This window comes from Variovorax sp. GW821-FHT10C12, assembly GCF_059415405.1.
In genome coordinates this window covers 1,986,623-2,000,671 of the sequence record NZ_JBWKNE010000001.1, presented here as the reverse complement: position 1 = coordinate 2,000,671, position 14,049 = coordinate 1,986,623, and the positions used below count along the sequence as shown (strand labels likewise).

Sequence of the window (14,049 nt, the reverse complement as noted above, 5' to 3'; positions counted from 1 at the left end):
ATTCAGGCGGCCTGCTTGGCCTGGATGGCTTGCACGTGCGCGGCAAGCGCGGCCAAGATGTGCGGGTAGTCGGCCTCGTGAAAGAGCACGGCACCGCGCTCGCGCGTGCCCTTGAATCCGAGCGCGGCCAGGCCATCGGCGGTGATCTGCAGTGGAGCCAGTCGGTCGTTGAGCAGGCCAAGGCGCAGCGTTGGCGCGCTGGTCGGCGCTGCTGCCGGACGTGTGGGCATGGGGATGACGGTGGGCGCCGGTGCAGCGGCGGGGCCACTACTTGCCGTTGTCGACGACGGCGTGACAGCGGCGATGCGGCTAATTGGCGTCGCCGACAGCGGCGTGACAGCGGCGGAGGCCGTACTTGGTGTCGATGCGGGCGGCGTAGCAGCGGCGGCAGCCTGCTCGCTTGCGAGGCGCGTGAGTTCTTCCTGGCGGATGCGCTCGCGCTGGTCTTCTTCCTTCTTCGCTTCGGCGGCGCGGTGGTCGGTCACGCGGATCTTCACCAGCGCGGTCAGATCCTCGGGCGCCTTTTGGACGATCTGTGCCGTGTCAGGGAACAGCTGCGGGAGGTCGGAGGCGTGCTCGCGCAGCGTGGTCAGGTTGGTCTGGATGCGGTCGGCGATCTCGCTGGCTGCAATCTTGGCGCGCGACAACGTGGTGTCGATGGCGTCCTGCATGCTCGCCACTGATCGCTTGTTCTTGATGGCTGTCGCGAAGTCCGCGGGCACCGGCGGCATGTAGGGTTTGCCGAGGCGAGTGTTCAGCGCTTCGATGTGAGCCTTGAGCAAGGCGGCAGCGTCGGTCTGCATCTTCTGCTTGCGACGCTTTTCTTCGGCCTCGACAGCGTTCTCGAGGTCGAGCGCCTTGCGGCGCGCCACTTCGGCGATGTGCTCCATGGCCTTCATCGCTTGATCCACGCTTTCCATGCGGCCCAGGCACGCGGCCTTCGCCTGCTCCATGGCTGCCTGCACGTCGCGGCAGAATTTCGCGTCTTCCTTGGCGTCGGCGAACTGCTGATCCGTTTCCAGCGCAACGGGGATGCAGCCCAGGACTTCCAGCGCGTGAGTCCTGTAGGCGTCGAGGTTGCTGGACGTGATCTCGCCCTTCGCCTCGAACACCAGGGCAGGCAGGGCCTCGCGAGCCTTGGCAGTCGGCGCCGGCGCGGCAGGAGCGACGGGCACGTGGGCCGCCAGATCGACGGCGAACTGGGCCCAGCCGGCAATGAGTTGCGCGCGCAGCTGCAGGTCTGGCAGATACCAAGCTTCGCGGCGTTCGACCAGTTCGTCGCCGGCCCACTTCGTGGCCATGAACAGCACCTTCTGGCAGCCCGAGACGGCGCACTGCTGCTCCATCTGCACGCGGTAAGCCAGGGGTAGAGCCGCGCCGTCGGTGGTGGTCATCGCCGCGCGCAGTTCGTCATTCAGCGACTTGTGCTCGAACGCGATCGACTCGTCCATGGTCAGGCCGTCGAACGACGCGCTCAGTTCGCCCTCGGTGCCGACCACCGGGTAGAGGTCTTCGCCGATGACCTGCGCGCCGAGCGGTCGCGCGAGCGCCTCGAAGCGGTGGCCTTCGTCGAAGCGGAACTGCTGCGATGCATCCACCTCGGGCGTGACGCCGGTATGCAGCTCGTGCAGCAACTGCGAGCGGGTCTTGTACTTCGAGCAGCCCATCATGGCCGGCGCGTCGCTGGCATTGAAGTGGGTCGCGCGATGGGCATGCCACTCGGGGCTGCCTTGAACGAGTTCGATGGTCTTCATGGTGCTGGTCCTTAGGCGTTGAGTTCGGCGCGGCGCGCGTCGTAGGTGGCGTTCAGCTCCTTGCGGTGCTGCTCATCGGGGATGGCGTTGATGAGGTCGGCGGCGAGGTTCAGGGCGTCTTCGTCCTGAGCCTTCGCGAGTGCGTCGGAGACGCTGGCGAACGTTGGGCCGGCCGCGGCTGCCTTCGCGAGTTCGGCGGGGATGTTCTTGATGGCCTGAACCTGGGCATCGGTCAGCGTGGCGACGGTTGCGACGGTCGCGAGCACGCCGTCGACGTCCTTCTTCTTCGTCCGGATGACCTTGGTCCAGATCACCATGTTCTTGGCGAACTCTTCGTCGCTTTGAGCGGGGAGGGCGGGCTTGGCGTGAACGTCGATAACGCCGTCGGCATCCGCAACCGCTCCACGCGGCTCGCTTACGTCATACAGCGGCTGACCTTCCATTTCCTCGGCCGTCGGCTGGGCGCCGCCTTCAGGGAAAGCGAGGCGCAGGGCTTGAGCTGCGGCGCACTTCGCGATCTGGCCGCGTGGGCGCTTCGACCACATCGCATTCGGCGCGACGGACTTTTCCGAGCCACCCTTCGCTGCGTAGTTCTCGATCCAGTATTCGGTGGCAGTGAACTCGGCGGTACTGCCGTTGGCCATGAGCTTCTTGACCGTGACGCGTGCCCACTCCGGGAACGTGATTTCCACTCCGCCGATCTTCTGGGTGACCATGGGGCCGAACTCGGGTTCGGTCTGGCCCGCGAAGTTGCCAGTGCGTGCCGCCTGGGTGCGATACAGGCCCACGCCCGGCATCACAACGTCGCGCATTTGCTTGGCCTTGCCGTCCCACATCGGAACGATGTGCACGGGCTTCTGCATTGGGTCGAGGCCCGCTGCCTTGCAGTAGCCGAGAACCATCTTCACGGACTGGCGATTCGCTCCCGGATAGAGCGACGTCGTCAGAACGTCGATGAGTTCGTCGTTGGAAAGAGCGAGGGCACCGCCCTGCTGGGTTGCGATTGCATTCACGAGGAGCCTTTCAGCGGAAGAGGTTGAAAACGGAGGGGAAGAAGAGGGCGAGGAGGCCGATGCAGGCCGCGCAGACGGCAGACAACTTGACCCAGGCGACCACCAGCTGCAGCAGCGCGTCAATGGCACCGTAGGGCTGGGCAGACGGCTCCGGCGTGTCCTTGGGGAAGCCGTGGGGATGACGTCGACTCATGGCGCGTCTCAGCACCAGCGCCAGATGGCGCCAGCGATACGGTGGAAGAGAGGGCGGGCGCGGGCCGGGCGCGTCTCGAGGAGCGAGGCCTGGATCGCGTCTGCATCGCGGCTCTGCGGCGGCGGTGTTGGGATGAATGCCGAGCCGATGACGACGGCGCCACCGCGTGCGGTCAGCGGCGTGCGCACGCGGCCATTGACGACGCAGAGAGGGCCGAGGGGGCGAGGGATCGCGCTCACGACGCCCGCCCGATCTGCTGCTCAAGCGCGTAGTGGTCGGAGAAGGCGAAGTAGGCAGGCGTGGCCTTGGTCGCGTTCCGCGCGCCGTCGGCCGCCAGGGCCTGCGCTTCCATCTGTGCTGCGACGCGCTCGAACTCGGCGTCGGTCATGTCGGTGCAGTCTTGGTCGGCCGGCTTCACCTCTAGTGGGTGAACCCAGGTGCAGGTCGAGGCGCGCCGCACGAAGCGGAATCCCTGCTGGGCCAAGCTGCCCTTGCCGTGGCGTGGTGTTGCGTGTTGGTCTTGCATGCCCATCTCCTTGTCGATGGGCGAATAGTAGTGGCGCTAGTTGATTGCGTCAACAGCGCCGCTAGTTATTTTTTGTGAGTGGGGCCGATTGCTGGAGGCGGTTCGGGATGGGAGGGCACGACGAGCCCGCGTTTAGCAGGCGGAAGTAGAGCGGTTGCTACAAGCCACTCATTCGACGAACTCAGAACTTTTTCGGGAAAGGTAGTGAAGGCCGCCTTGAAGCCGAACCTGAAAATAATCGCTCACGCGTCCCGTCGTAGGCAGAACCGTGCCTTTGGGCAATTCGGCGACGACCTTGCTTCCCTTGAAGCTCGCGCGGTCCCGTACGTTTGCCATCGCGGATGTCACTCTCACGGTGCCAACTCGCGGGTGCAACACGGGACTGATCTTCCTGGAGCTGCAGACGATGTCGAACGCCTCCTCGAGTGAGACGAAGTTCGAAAATGGTGCCCACGCCTGCACGAATGGTATGACTCGAACCGTGTTCACTCCCATCGTTCGACGTTCGTCCGAGTAGTAGTACTCTCGCTCGAGGCAATTCAGCTCGAGGGCACCAATCGTCGCCTCGTACGGCAGCCCCGTCGTTTCATCCATCTTCTGGGACGCCAGGGCGCGGCGGAGGATCATTCGGGCTCCATTGGGTGACCCTTGCATGCTGGACACAAATAGGGCTGTCCCGTCGCGCGCAGGTCCGAGAGCCAATTCGTCTGACGCACTGCTGCCGGTGGAGGCGCGGGTGGTCGGCGAAGGTGGAAGCGCTTGCGGTGCCTTACTCGGCGCTTGGCCAGCGGAAACGATCTTGTTTGCGACCGTGTAGATGGCGGATGCAGGCATCGCGAAGTTCAGGTTCTGTCCTTCCTTGGACATGAACGTGGTGATGCCGATCAAATTTCCGCTCTCATCGAACAGTCCCCCGCCGCTTGAACCCTGGGAGATCGGTGCGGAGGTTTGAATCACCTTCGATTGACTCGAGGGGTCAAACCGAATCGAGGACACGATTCCTGTAGAGATGGTCGCCTCAAATCCTTGAGGCGATCCGATAGCGAACACGTCTTCGCCGACCGACACGCTCTGGATGTCACGTATCTTGACGGCTGGAATTGCCCCACGGACACGCAGGAGACAGACATCGAGCGCGGGTATCCCGTCGCTCATCACAACGTCAAACAGTTCGTTTCGGGAGTTCTTGACGAAGCTTCGCGTTGAATTGGCGATGACATGGCAGTTCGTCGCCACGATGCTGAAAACACCGTTTGTGTTGATCGAGACGCCGCTTCCCAAGCTCCGGTCTGTGCGAACCGTCACGACGGACGGACTGGCCGCTGCAAAAATTTCTGCCGCCCGAGATTTTGCAAAAAGCGGTGGCGGGGCAAGGCCGAAGAGCGCGGCGAACGCTAGAGGTCCGTACCTTCCCAAACTCTGAGCACGCGGGCTAAGACTTGAAACTCCATGCCTTTTTTTATCGTCCACGTCTCGTACTCCTTGTTGGTCGAGATGACGCGAATTCCCTCTCCGGGGATGCGCTGCAACCGCTTGATGAAGCCCTCACCTTCGACTCGAAAAAAGTAGACTGCATCGAGCTCGACGGTCGTCACCCCTTTGTCTACGAGCAAGGGGTCACCCGGATTGAACATGCCCTTCATCGAGTCGCCGAACCCGGTGACGATGCATAGGTTTTGTACGCCGGAATGCGAGCGCACGTTCTTCTGTACCCATTCTGGAGAGACGTTCCAGCTATGAATCACGCCTGGTTGATCTCTAAGCACTAGTCCTCCCAATCCCATTCGTCCTGCGACGTTGTACTCGGGAATGCTCAGCGAATCTGGAGGGAGCGTGGACCTGGTGGTGACCTTTTCCTCAAGGCCAGCAATTTCTACACCTCGGGGCGCGCCAACTTCCCACGTCTTGTCGAGTGCGTGCAACTGGTCCATCGCTTCGCGCGCAAGGCGAGGGCTGAATTCACCGATTGAGCAGTTCAATCCCTTGGCGAATCCCTTGGCCGCTTTCATGCTCAGTGCGGAGGTGCCGTTGAGGAAGTGGCCTACCGCACTTTGGTTGCCGATGTTGTATGTCTCGCCAAACACAGCCTGGCTGGGGCGGTCAGGCGTGCGATCCCAGATCGCACGAAGGCGGCGGGACTCTTCGATGTTTTCCTCAGTGATCGTTGCGCGACGTGACTTGGTGCTCATCTTTTTGATCATTAGCGAAGCTATTTGATTTGCAAAATATCGGCGCTATTGACACTAATAAGTAGCGCCGCTAGTATTTGGTGCATGAGCAATGTCAAGACCATTCGCGAGCGCCTCGGCGTGACGCAGAAGGTGCTGGCCGACGGTATCGGCTGCACCCAAGGAAACATCGGGCACTACGAGAACGGCCAAACGGTTCCGCCCGATGCCGCCCGGGCCCTGATCACCTTCGCGAGCACCCGCGGCTTGGCCATCACCTTCGATCACATCTACGGCGACGCCAAGCTGCCCGAACTCGCCGAATCGAAGGAGGCGTGAGCGATGGTCGAAGTTTTCACGCTCCCAGCCGGCACCGTCGTGAAGCGCAACGGCATCCCGATTTTGCTGCTCAACGCTACGCAGATCGAGTGTCATCCGGCCAATTGGCCGTTGCTCCAGGCTGATCCGCAAAGCGGCGTTTGCTACGGCCCGACGTGTGTGCGCAGCCAGTCGTTGCAGTTGGACGCCATGCCCCAGGTGGCCCAAGCAGAAGGCTGCAACCCGACCGTAAGCAATTCGTCGTTCGAGTCCAGTGCCGTCCTGCACAGGTCTCGCACCTGAGCTGGCGTCATGTCGGTGACCACGATGAAGGTTGATTCCAAGCAGAACCAGCAGCTTGGGAAGCTTGCTTTGATGAGGGTTCGTAGCTTGTCGTACCGCTGCCCCAGTTTGTGCAAGTCGTACGCGATCAGAACAGTGGCCATTTCGTCCGCCCCTCGCGGGGTCCGTGTTGTGGAACTCGGACTCTACCCCGCGAGGGCGCGGGCACCCCTCGTTCAGATCCTCGTTCGTGAGCGGGGCGATGAATACACAGGCACCAATTCTTGTCCCGCCGCCGTTCCGCGAGCGAGAGGCGAAGCGATTCGCGGCGAGCGCCGCTACTTCGAAGATCGTGCCGCGATCTTCCGTGCGGTCTCGCTCTGGAATCTGTCGAGGTGCGTCGCCACGCGCACCTGCATCTCCTGCAGTTGCTCCGCGCTTGCTCGGCCGCCTTTCACCGGTGCAGTACGCGTCATCTCCAGGAGCCGTTCCATGTGGGCGGTGAACTCTGGCAGTCGGTCGGAGTACTTGTCCGCGAACAAGTCTTCGAGCAAGAAGCGCAGCGTGGTGATGCGAGCCGACTGCTCGAACTGCGCTTCCCAGATGGGTTGCAAGCTCGCGTCCAGAAGCAGCATCACGTCTTCCTTGTCCATCTTTGCCGTCCCTCGCGGGGTCCATGTTGAAGAACTCGGATTCTGCGCTGCGCACAGGCGGGGCGCCAACGCCCAGCGAGGCCAATGGACGGGCGCGCCGACCGTCGCCCTCGTTGAGGGAGCCCGACTCCTGCGCGCCCACATCGACCGCCTCTTCGTCCTCCTCGGTGGGGGATTCCTCTCGGCTTTCCGTTGCACGCGAACACTCCGCGCGCAGCCGCTCGACGAGCTCGACTGCTAGTTCATGAAGGCTTTGAAACATGGCAGCAAGTCTGCTTTTTTTTGTCCCGCGGAGCTTCACAACAGCTCTCAACTTTGTTGTGTGACCACATGAACCAGATTGCTTTTCCCGTCGACCTCTCCCTAGGAGAGATATCGAGAAAACGGAGTCTCGGTGCTGCCATTGATCTGTGCATCGAGGCCGCCGGCAAAGACCCGAAGGACGTGCAGATCGACCTCAAGCTCGACAAGGCGCAGCTGTCCCGCTGGGCTTCCGGCGGCGAGGGCGTTGTCTGGCCAAAGTTCGAGTCCCTGATGGACTACTGCGGCAACGATGCGCCCGTTCTCTGGATGCTCGGCCGCCGCGGCTACGACCTCAATAGCGTGCGCAAGCTGGAGACGGCGACCGAGCGCGAGAACCGCCTGCTGCGCGAAGAGAACGCCGCGCTGCGCCGCGTGCTGCACGGAGGTGTCGCATGAAGGCCGATAGCAAGATGACCCGGACCCTCGCGGCCATCGGTCAGGAGACCTCCTACGCCGACATGGCGGCGGCCACCGGCATCGACCCGAAGCTGCTGTCGACGAATGTGGCGCACCTCAAGGCCCGCGGTTATGTCGAGCGGGTGAACGAAGGCGCGCCGCGGTGCGAGGTTGCGTACTTCCGCAGGACGGCCGCCGGTGACGCGGTGTTGGGCGGCGAGCCTGCGCTCGAAGCGCTGCCGGTCGTTGTGATGACGACGGTTCAGCGTGCCATTCAGCGCCGGCCGCAGCTGGCCACCGTGTGGGGGGGCGCATGACGTTCCAACCCCAACAGCGGGGCCGCATGACAGACGCCGAGCGCGAGGCGCACATCGCCGACTGCGGGCGCCTGATGCAAAAGGCTTACGACGAGGGCGACTATGCCGCTGCGCGTCGCTGGCTCGAGTTGGAAACCGAAGCCATCCGCGCGCGCACACCGCGGCAGGTGGCTCGCATGGACGGCTGCTATTTCGCGCAGCAGGGTGACCTAGCGCGCGCTGAGGCATTGCGGAGGGCTGTCGGTGGCTGATTCGCCTGATGTCAAGAAGTCCGGCCGCTACCGGAAGGTGGAGGTGCGGACGTGGGGCGACGAGAAGTTCCGTGCGCTCTCTACGCTGCCGCCGAGCGGGCAGGGCCTCTGGCTGTACCTGATCACCGGGCCGCACACCGGCCCGATACCAGGGCTGTTTCGTGCCGGCCGCGCCGCGATGGCGGAAGACCTTGATTGGGAGATCGAAGCCTTCGACGAAGCCTTCGGGGAAGTCTTTCGGCAAGGCATGGCGAAAGCCGACTTCAAGGCCCGCGTGATGTGGGTGCCGAAGGCTATCAAGCACAACCGGCCGGAGTCGCCCAACGTGGTGCGCAGCTGGGCCGCCGAGTTCGACCTGATCCCCGAATGCGACCTGAAGCGCGAGGCCTACGAATCGCTGAAAGCCAGTATCCATGCGCTCGGAGAGTCTTTCGCAAAGGCTTTCGATGAGTCATTCGGGAAGCCTTCCCCGAAGCCTTCCCCGAAGGCTATGGGGAATCAGGAACAGGAACAGGAACAGGAACAGGAACAGGAACAGAAGAAAGACCAAGGAGCTAACGCTCCTTTGCCGCCGGCTGCGCCGCCAGCGCCGCCAGCCGGCTTGTTCGCAGACGAGGACGAAGCCGGCGCTCCACCGGCGGCCGGCCCGGTCCCGCCATGCCCGCAGCAGAAGCTGCTCGCCCTGTTCGCCGCTGCTGTGCCAGAGCTGCCACAGCCGAGGCGCGAGATGTGGGAAGACAGCGCCGGTGCCGAAGCAATGCGCCACCGGTGGAAGTGGCTGCTGACCGCTGTGCGGTCCACGAACAACGAGCGCTACGCCACCAACACCGCCGAGGGCCTGGATTGGTTCCAGCTCTTCTTCGAGAGCGTCGCTGCGTCCGACTTCCTGACGGGCCGCAGCGGCCGGTGGAAGAACTGCGACCTGTCCTGGCTCATGAAGAAGGACAACTTTTCCAAGGTCGTCCAAGGCAACTACATCAATAAGGAAACCGCATGAACGACCGCGTCGATGACAACCTTCTGGCGCCCGCGGTGCTGTGGAGCCCTGAATCCGAATCCTCGCTGCTGGGCGCGCTGCTGCTGGACAACCGCCTGTGGGACCGGGTCGGCGACTTGCTGACCGAGGCCGACTTCTTCCGTGGCGAGCACCGGCTCATCTTCGGCGCCGTGAGCAGCATGCTCAACGCAGGGAAGGCGGTCGATGTTTTCACCGTGTTCGATCAGCTGCAGCGCGACCGCAAAGCCGAGACGTCGGGCGGACTGAGCTACCTGAACTCCCTGGCTCAGTACGTGCCCAGCTCCGCCAGCGTGCGCCAGTACGCGCTGATCGTGCGCGACTTCGCGCTGCGTCGAAAGCTCATGGCGGCCAGCAGCGAAATCCACGAGCTGGCGTGCCAGCGCGGCGTGGGCTTCGACGAAACGCTGGAGCAGGCCAGCGCGCTGGTCACCAACTTGTTCGATGAGGGCAGGGGGGACGAGTGGCAGCCGATGGAACAGGGCGTCGTGCACCTGCTGGACCGAATCAACGCGCAGGCCGAAGGGACCGCCATCGATGACTTCACCGCCACCGGCATGACGGACATCGACGCGCGGCTTGACGGCGGCCCGCGCAACGGCGAGTTGATCGTGATCGGTGCGCGGCCAGGGATGGGCAAGACTGCGCTGGTGCTGTCGATGGGCGTGAACATGGCCGAGTCCAGCCGAAAGACCGTGGGCATGTACTCGATGGAAATGCCGAAGGCCCAGGTGGTGACCAGAGCGATGTCGCTGAAGTCGCGCATCCACCTGAGTCGCATCAAGCGAGGCGAGCGGCTGAAAGACTACGACTGGCCTGCGATCACCGCGGCCGCCGACAGCCTGCGTCATTTGAATTTCTATGTCGACGACCGCGCCGGCCTGAACATCAACCAGGTGCGCGCGTCGGCGCGCAGGTTGCGCCGGCGGCATGGAAAGCTGGCCTGCCTCATCGTCGACTACCTTGGCCTGATGGCCGGCACCGATCCGAAGATGCCGCGCGTCTATCAGATCGAAGAGATCACGAAGGGGTTGAAGTCGCTCGCCAAGGAGCTGGACTGCCCGATCTTCCTGCTGTGCCAGTTGAACCGCGCGGTAGAGCAGCGCGTCGACCAGATGCCCATGCTTTCCGATCTGCGGGATTCGGGCTCAGTCGAACAGGACGCCGACGTCGTGATGTTCGTGCATCGCCCCATCAAGGCAAACCCGGGCCTGGGCGACGAGTGGAAGCACTACGCCAAGGTGTCGATCGCCAAGCTGCGCGACGGCGAGGCGGGGTTCGTCGACCTGATGTACGTGGGCGAGAACACGCGTTTCGCCGACTGGCCCAAGAGCCTGCCGGTCCCAACCAGCCAGGTACGCGTCGCGCGCTCGTCGCAAGGAGGAGCGCTGTGATCGAACTCACCCTGCCGTATCCCATCAGCGCGAATCGCTACTGGGCGTCGCGGGTTGTGACGGTGAAGGGCCGCCAGATGCCGATGGTCTACGTCACGGCCGAGGCCAAGGACTACATCGAGCAGGTGGGATGGCTGTGCCGTGCCGCCGGCATTCGCCAACCGCTCGCTGGTCGGCTGCGCGTGACCGTGCAGCTGTACCCGCACCGCCCGCAGGACTGGCAAGCGCGCATGCGCAAGTTCGGCGCGAACTGGGACGACACCGTGCAGTGCATGGACCTGACCAACTGCGAGAAGGTGCTGCTCGACGCGCTGAACACCATCGCATTCAACGACGACAAGCAAGTGCGCAGCTACGTGGCCGACCGCATGGAGCCCGACGGGCACGGCGCGCGTGTGGTGGTGCGCATTGAGCCGTTGGCGCCCGCGGTGCTGCAGGGCGAACTGCTCCCCATTGTCGCGGCCGCGGCGCCGGCGGCCTTCACGCCGATCCCTGAGGGGCTGCCATTTTGACCATCTGCGCCCGCTGCCACCGCGCACTGCTGCGCGAGCCCGTCGTCGTCGCCGGCATGCCAATGGGCCCGAAGTGCGCTACGGCCGTCGCCGGCCCGCGCCCGCGGCGCGCGAGCCTCTTCAACTTCCGCCGGCCCGGCGCCGATGCGCGCCAGGGCGACCTTTTCACCGAGACGACACCATGATCGAACAACGCATGTTGAGCAGCCCGCGCAGCGCGCACGAGGCTGCGATTGAGCTTTACGGCATCGCCAAGGAGGCGACGAAGACAGGCGCGCGCTTCTTGATGCAGCTGGTCAGCACGAACGAGCACTATCGCCACAAGCTGCGCAAGACATTCCACGGACCGGTGCTGCGTGACATTGCGCACCAGGTGTGGATCGTGGACGAGAAGAACGGCGTGCGGTATCGCTACGTGCCGCTGGCCTGGAAGCACTACTTCGCCGAGCTGTTCATCGAACCGACCTTCGAGGAGTACCGGGTCAGGAAGACCGGGGAAATCAAGGTGCGCCAGCGCCGGCGCAGCACCGAGGAGCTGCTCGACGACGAGTTCGCCGAGTTCCTGTTGAAGGTGCAGGCGCACGCGGTCACCGAATGGGGCGTGGTGTTCACCGAGCAGGATACGCAGGCATGAAGCGCTCGCCCATGCCGCGCGGTAGCGGGTTCAAGCGCCGCCTGCCGCCATCACGGCTGGCGCCGGCGGCGCGCGGCGCGCTGGTGCTGACCGTTTCCATGCGCCGCGGCACCTACGCCGCTGCCGACACGGGAAATTCCGTTTCGGTCCCAAAGCAGCCCCGCGCCGAGAACCGCCACCTGTTGAGCATGGCGCGCGGCAAGCGCTGCCTGATCCGCAGCCCGATCTGCGTGGGAGGCACCGACACCACGGTGGCCTGCCACGGCGGCGGCGTCGCCAATGGCAAGGGCCTTGGGTACAAGGTGGACGACTGGCGCACGGCCTGGGGCTGCTATCGCTGCAACCACTACACCGATGCCTACGAGGGCGCCACGCGCGCGCAGAAGTCTGCAGCTTTCGACATGGGCTTCCTCCGGCAGGTGCTGGAGTGGCGCGCCATCGTGGCCGATCCAACCCAGCCGCCGAAGGACCGCACAGCGGCCCAGTGGGCGCTCGACCACCTCAACGCAACGCCCGTCGGGCAAGGAGCGCCGGCATGACGGCAGAGCTGACCCCGCGACAGGCTGCCGTGCTGGCTTTCATGCGCGCGTTCTTCGCAGAGAACGATCACCTGCCCGGCGGGCCGGACATCAGCCGACGCTTCGGCTTCACGAGTCCCAACGCCGGCGCCGACTACATCGCAGCCTTGCGACGCAAGGGCTACATCGAACGCAACACCGTCGGCAAGTACCGCTTCACGCGGCAGCCGGCATGCACTACCAACACATGAAGGAGAGCCAATTGAACCGCGGTCATTACAGAGTCCTGAAGGCCATCTATCGCCCGAGCGGCGAGTTCTTTCCGGCCACGGGCCGCCACGGCCAACCGATCCAGGTGGAGCACCAGACGCTCCAGTGGATCGAAGTCGGGTTCGCATCTGGCATGGCGGACGCGAAGCAGCAGTTCGGCGGCGCGCCGGTGCTCGAATGGGTGCGTCGCGGATGAGCCACGGCAAGACGCCGAAGGCGGACCACCTCGACCAGCTGCTGGGCAGCTGGCACTCTGCGACCCGTTCGGCAGGGATGAAGCTCGGCTACCCGACCGCCAACCCGCTTTCGGTGTGGAGCCGATCGGACCACGACGAATGCGAAGACGAGGAGGGCGATTCGCTGGACGACGAGATCCGGGCCGGCGAGCACGCGGCCATCGAGCGGGCCCTGGCCGCGCTCACGCCCGAGGAGCGCGCCGCGGTGATGGTCCACGCGCGCAACTGCGGGGTGCAGGCCAACGTCTACGTGAGCCTGCGGGCCGGGGCTCTGACCCCGGAGGAACGCGCGGCGCTGGCCGAGCGCGCCCTCGAGAAGATGCGCCGGAGCCTGCAGCGTGATGGGGTGCTCTGACCTGGCGCGGCGCGGACTGTAACGTCGGTTTGACGGTCCAGAAACCCGGCGCCAGCATGGAACGACCGCAACCTCAGGGACCGACCATGCACTCAGCCTCCAATCCGCCAGCGAAGTGCTGGCACACTGAAACCGCACCGGATGTGTGTTTCGGCCAGCGCTCAGGCGACCACGTTTGCATTTCGTGCGGGGCAATGCTCACGCGCGCAGAGCGAGACGCGGCGAGACTGCCACCACCCCCGCCGCCACCCCGACGGCGCACCGTGGCGCCTTGACATAGGCTGACCCGCTCGCCCACAATCTCGCCCGTGGGCACAACTGCGCCCGCCACCGAAACCGGCTCCCCTCACAGGGCGGCCGGTTTTTTTTCGTCCCGCGCTTCCTGAGAAACGCGCACACCCACAACGGGTGTTTCCATCCACGACGTGTTTCCTTCCCCCCAAAGTGGGGGGGAGGAGCGACTGCGACCGCCATGAAAAGAGACTGGGTTTCCATCCGCGCCGGGTACGAGGCCGGAACCCAGAGTCTGCGCGACTACGCCGTCACCTGTGGCGTTCCATTCGGCACCCTCGGCAAGCGCGCCGCAGCCGAGAAGTGGAAGCAGAACCGGAAACAAAACACAGACAAGGTGCTGGAACTGGCGACCGAAGCACTGGTTGAGCAGCGCGCCGAGCTGATCGTGGCCGGAAACAAGCGTGATCTGACGGCTGCGGACAAGATCATGACCAAGGCGCTGGCCCTGGCGCCCAAGGTCCGCAAGCCGGCCGACGTGCACGCCTTGGCCAGCGCGATCCAGAAGGCGCAGGCCATCCGCCGGCTGGCGCTGGGCCAGTCGACCGACAAGACTGAGCACGACTTCGGGCTGGATCGCGTCACGACGCCGGAGCAGCGGCTGCTGGCGGCGCAGGAGTTCGTGAGGTCGGCCCGTGGCTAAGGTCGAC

The 14,049-nt window shown here is 64.4% G+C and carries 22 protein-coding genes; 15 read left to right on the top strand and 7 right to left on the bottom strand.

What is annotated here, in order from left to right; all coding sequences use genetic code 11:
- Positions 1–2: 2 nt before the first annotated feature.
- The 6 genes from AC07OH_RS09565 to AC07OH_RS09540 form a co-directional block, all read right to left on the bottom strand.
- Positions 3–1,754, bottom strand: coding sequence for a YqaJ viral recombinase family protein (locus AC07OH_RS09565; protein WP_495300433.1), 1,752 nt, complete (start codon positions 1,752–1,754; stop codon positions 3–5).
- Between the two features lie 11 nt (positions 1,755–1,765).
- Positions 1,766–2,767, bottom strand: a complete 1,002-nt coding sequence (bet, locus tag AC07OH_RS09560) for a phage recombination protein Bet (RefSeq protein WP_495300432.1) — start codon at positions 2,765–2,767, stop codon at positions 1,766–1,768.
- 10 nt (positions 2,768–2,777) lie between these two features.
- Positions 2,778–2,960: a hypothetical protein gene (locus AC07OH_RS09555; protein WP_495300431.1), complete on the bottom strand. Its 183-nt coding sequence runs from the start codon at positions 2,958–2,960 to the stop codon at positions 2,778–2,780.
- Between the two features lie 235 nt (positions 2,961–3,195).
- Entirely contained in the window at positions 3,196–3,486 is a 291-nt protein-coding gene (locus tag AC07OH_RS09550; RefSeq protein WP_495300430.1) for a hypothetical protein, read from the bottom strand.
- Positions 3,487–3,654: 168 nt separating this feature from the next.
- A complete protein-coding gene (locus AC07OH_RS09545; protein WP_495300429.1) occupies positions 3,655–4,956 on the bottom strand; it encodes a trypsin-like peptidase domain-containing protein in 1,302 nt (433 codons plus the stop codon).
- Positions 4,881–5,675 (bottom strand): S24 family peptidase, encoded by a 795-nt coding sequence (locus AC07OH_RS09540; protein ID WP_495300428.1) that lies wholly within the window; start codon positions 5,673–5,675, stop codon positions 4,881–4,883. Before AC07OH_RS09540 ends, AC07OH_RS09545 begins: the two co-directional genes overlap by 76 nt.
- A gap of 84 nt (positions 5,676–5,759) precedes the next feature.
- Here AC07OH_RS09540 and AC07OH_RS09535 point away from each other — a divergent pair, with 84 nt between their 5' ends.
- Together AC07OH_RS09535 and AC07OH_RS09530 are read left to right on the top strand one after the other, a co-directional pair.
- On the top strand, positions 5,760–5,993 hold the full coding sequence (locus tag AC07OH_RS09535) for a helix-turn-helix domain-containing protein (RefSeq protein ID WP_495300427.1): 234 nt from the start codon (positions 5,760–5,762) through the stop codon (positions 5,991–5,993).
- A gap of 3 nt (positions 5,994–5,996) precedes the next feature.
- Positions 5,997–6,275 carry a hypothetical protein gene (locus AC07OH_RS09530; protein WP_495300426.1) on the top strand — a complete coding sequence of 93 codons (279 nt, stop codon included), beginning with the start codon at positions 5,997–5,999 and terminating at the stop codon, positions 6,273–6,275.
- A gap of 317 nt (positions 6,276–6,592) precedes the next feature.
- Here AC07OH_RS09530 and AC07OH_RS09525 read toward each other — a convergent pair whose 3' ends face one another.
- On the bottom strand, positions 6,593–6,907 hold the full coding sequence (locus AC07OH_RS09525) for a hypothetical protein (RefSeq protein ID WP_495300425.1): 315 nt from the start codon (positions 6,905–6,907) through the stop codon (positions 6,593–6,595).
- 330 nt (positions 6,908–7,237) lie between these two features.
- Here AC07OH_RS09525 and AC07OH_RS09520 point away from each other — a divergent pair, with 330 nt between their 5' ends.
- The 13 genes from AC07OH_RS09520 to AC07OH_RS09460 all read left to right on the top strand — a co-directional run bounded on the left by AC07OH_RS09520 (position 7,238) and on the right by AC07OH_RS09460 (position 14,042).
- Positions 7,238–7,606: a hypothetical protein gene (locus AC07OH_RS09520; protein WP_495300424.1), complete on the top strand. Its 369-nt coding sequence runs from the start codon at positions 7,238–7,240 to the stop codon at positions 7,604–7,606.
- Positions 7,603–7,923: a hypothetical protein gene (locus tag AC07OH_RS09515; protein ID WP_495300423.1), complete on the top strand. Its 321-nt coding sequence runs from the start codon at positions 7,603–7,605 to the stop codon at positions 7,921–7,923. Before AC07OH_RS09520 ends, AC07OH_RS09515 begins: the two co-directional genes overlap by 4 nt.
- Positions 7,924–7,949: 26 nt before the next feature.
- Positions 7,950–8,174, top strand: coding sequence for a hypothetical protein (locus AC07OH_RS09510; RefSeq protein ID WP_495300422.1), 225 nt, complete (start codon positions 7,950–7,952; stop codon positions 8,172–8,174).
- Positions 8,167–9,171, top strand: coding sequence for a hypothetical protein (locus tag AC07OH_RS09505; RefSeq protein WP_495300421.1), 1,005 nt, complete (start codon positions 8,167–8,169; stop codon positions 9,169–9,171). The genes AC07OH_RS09510 and AC07OH_RS09505 overlap by 8 nt, the downstream gene beginning before the upstream one ends.
- Positions 9,168–10,583 (top strand): replicative DNA helicase, encoded by a 1,416-nt coding sequence (dnaB, locus tag AC07OH_RS09500; protein ID WP_495300420.1) that lies wholly within the window; start codon positions 9,168–9,170, stop codon positions 10,581–10,583. The genes AC07OH_RS09505 and dnaB overlap by 4 nt, the downstream gene beginning before the upstream one ends.
- Positions 10,580–11,095, top strand: a complete 516-nt coding sequence (locus tag AC07OH_RS09495) for a RusA family crossover junction endodeoxyribonuclease (RefSeq protein WP_495300419.1) — start codon at positions 10,580–10,582, stop codon at positions 11,093–11,095. The genes dnaB and AC07OH_RS09495 overlap by 4 nt, the downstream gene beginning before the upstream one ends.
- Positions 11,092–11,280, top strand: coding sequence for a hypothetical protein (locus AC07OH_RS09490; protein ID WP_495300418.1), 189 nt, complete (start codon positions 11,092–11,094; stop codon positions 11,278–11,280). The genes AC07OH_RS09495 and AC07OH_RS09490 overlap by 4 nt, the downstream gene beginning before the upstream one ends.
- The gene (locus AC07OH_RS09485) at positions 11,277–11,729 is read left to right on the top strand and encodes a hypothetical protein (RefSeq protein ID WP_495300417.1); all 453 of its coding nucleotides are present in this window, start codon (positions 11,277–11,279) and stop codon (positions 11,727–11,729) included. Before AC07OH_RS09490 ends, AC07OH_RS09485 begins: the two co-directional genes overlap by 4 nt.
- Complete coding sequence (locus AC07OH_RS09480) at positions 11,726–12,268, top strand: nuclease domain-containing protein (RefSeq protein ID WP_495300416.1); 543 nt, start codon at positions 11,726–11,728, stop codon at positions 12,266–12,268. The genes AC07OH_RS09485 and AC07OH_RS09480 overlap by 4 nt, the downstream gene beginning before the upstream one ends.
- Positions 12,265–12,498 carry a LexA family protein gene (locus tag AC07OH_RS09475; protein WP_495300415.1) on the top strand — a complete coding sequence of 78 codons (234 nt, stop codon included), beginning with the start codon at positions 12,265–12,267 and terminating at the stop codon, positions 12,496–12,498. Before AC07OH_RS09480 ends, AC07OH_RS09475 begins: the two co-directional genes overlap by 4 nt.
- Positions 12,499–12,509: 11 nt before the next feature.
- Positions 12,510–12,713: a hypothetical protein gene (locus tag AC07OH_RS09470; protein ID WP_495300414.1), complete on the top strand. Its 204-nt coding sequence runs from the start codon at positions 12,510–12,512 to the stop codon at positions 12,711–12,713.
- Positions 12,710–13,108 (top strand): hypothetical protein, encoded by a 399-nt coding sequence (locus tag AC07OH_RS09465; protein ID WP_495300413.1) that lies wholly within the window; start codon positions 12,710–12,712, stop codon positions 13,106–13,108. The genes AC07OH_RS09470 and AC07OH_RS09465 overlap by 4 nt, the downstream gene beginning before the upstream one ends.
- 472 nt (positions 13,109–13,580) lie before the next feature.
- Complete coding sequence (locus AC07OH_RS09460) at positions 13,581–14,042, top strand: hypothetical protein (RefSeq protein WP_495300412.1); 462 nt, start codon at positions 13,581–13,583, stop codon at positions 14,040–14,042.
- Positions 14,043–14,049 lie beyond the last annotated feature (7 nt).

What these genes read in the sequence shown, in the direction of transcription:
- AC07OH_RS09565 (WP_495300433.1), bottom strand. Translation starts at nt 1,754, where the DNA reads ATGAAGACCATCGAACTCGTTCAAGGCAGCCCCGAGTGGCATGCCCAT.
- AC07OH_RS09555 (WP_495300431.1), bottom strand. Translation starts at nt 2,960, where the DNA reads ATGAGTCGACGTCATCCCCACGGCTTCCCCAAGGACACGCCGGAGCCG.
- AC07OH_RS09550 (WP_495300430.1), bottom strand. Translation starts at nt 3,486, where the DNA reads ATGCAAGACCAACACGCAACACCACGCCACGGCAAGGGCAGCTTGGCC.
- AC07OH_RS09540 (WP_495300428.1), bottom strand. Translation starts at nt 5,675, where the DNA reads ATGAGCACCAAGTCACGTCGCGCAACGATCACTGAGGAAAACATCGAA.
- AC07OH_RS09535 (WP_495300427.1), top strand. Translation starts at nt 5,760, where the DNA reads ATGAGCAATGTCAAGACCATTCGCGAGCGCCTCGGCGTGACGCAGAAG.
- AC07OH_RS09530 (WP_495300426.1), top strand. Translation starts at nt 5,997, where the DNA reads ATGGTCGAAGTTTTCACGCTCCCAGCCGGCACCGTCGTGAAGCGCAAC.
- AC07OH_RS09525 (WP_495300425.1), bottom strand. Translation starts at nt 6,907, where the DNA reads ATGGACAAGGAAGACGTGATGCTGCTTCTGGACGCGAGCTTGCAACCC.
- AC07OH_RS09520 (WP_495300424.1), top strand. Translation starts at nt 7,238, where the DNA reads ATGAACCAGATTGCTTTTCCCGTCGACCTCTCCCTAGGAGAGATATCG.
- AC07OH_RS09515 (WP_495300423.1), top strand. Translation starts at nt 7,603, where the DNA reads ATGAAGGCCGATAGCAAGATGACCCGGACCCTCGCGGCCATCGGTCAG.
- AC07OH_RS09510 (WP_495300422.1), top strand. Translation starts at nt 7,950, where the DNA reads ATGACAGACGCCGAGCGCGAGGCGCACATCGCCGACTGCGGGCGCCTG.
- dnaB (WP_495300420.1), top strand. Translation starts at nt 9,168, where the DNA reads ATGAACGACCGCGTCGATGACAACCTTCTGGCGCCCGCGGTGCTGTGG.
- AC07OH_RS09485 (WP_495300417.1), top strand. Translation starts at nt 11,277, where the DNA reads ATGATCGAACAACGCATGTTGAGCAGCCCGCGCAGCGCGCACGAGGCT.
- AC07OH_RS09480 (WP_495300416.1), top strand. Translation starts at nt 11,726, where the DNA reads ATGAAGCGCTCGCCCATGCCGCGCGGTAGCGGGTTCAAGCGCCGCCTG.
- AC07OH_RS09475 (WP_495300415.1), top strand. Translation starts at nt 12,265, where the DNA reads ATGACGGCAGAGCTGACCCCGCGACAGGCTGCCGTGCTGGCTTTCATG.
- AC07OH_RS09465 (WP_495300413.1), top strand. Translation starts at nt 12,710, where the DNA reads ATGAGCCACGGCAAGACGCCGAAGGCGGACCACCTCGACCAGCTGCTG.
- AC07OH_RS09460 (WP_495300412.1), top strand. Translation starts at nt 13,581, where the DNA reads ATGAAAAGAGACTGGGTTTCCATCCGCGCCGGGTACGAGGCCGGAACC.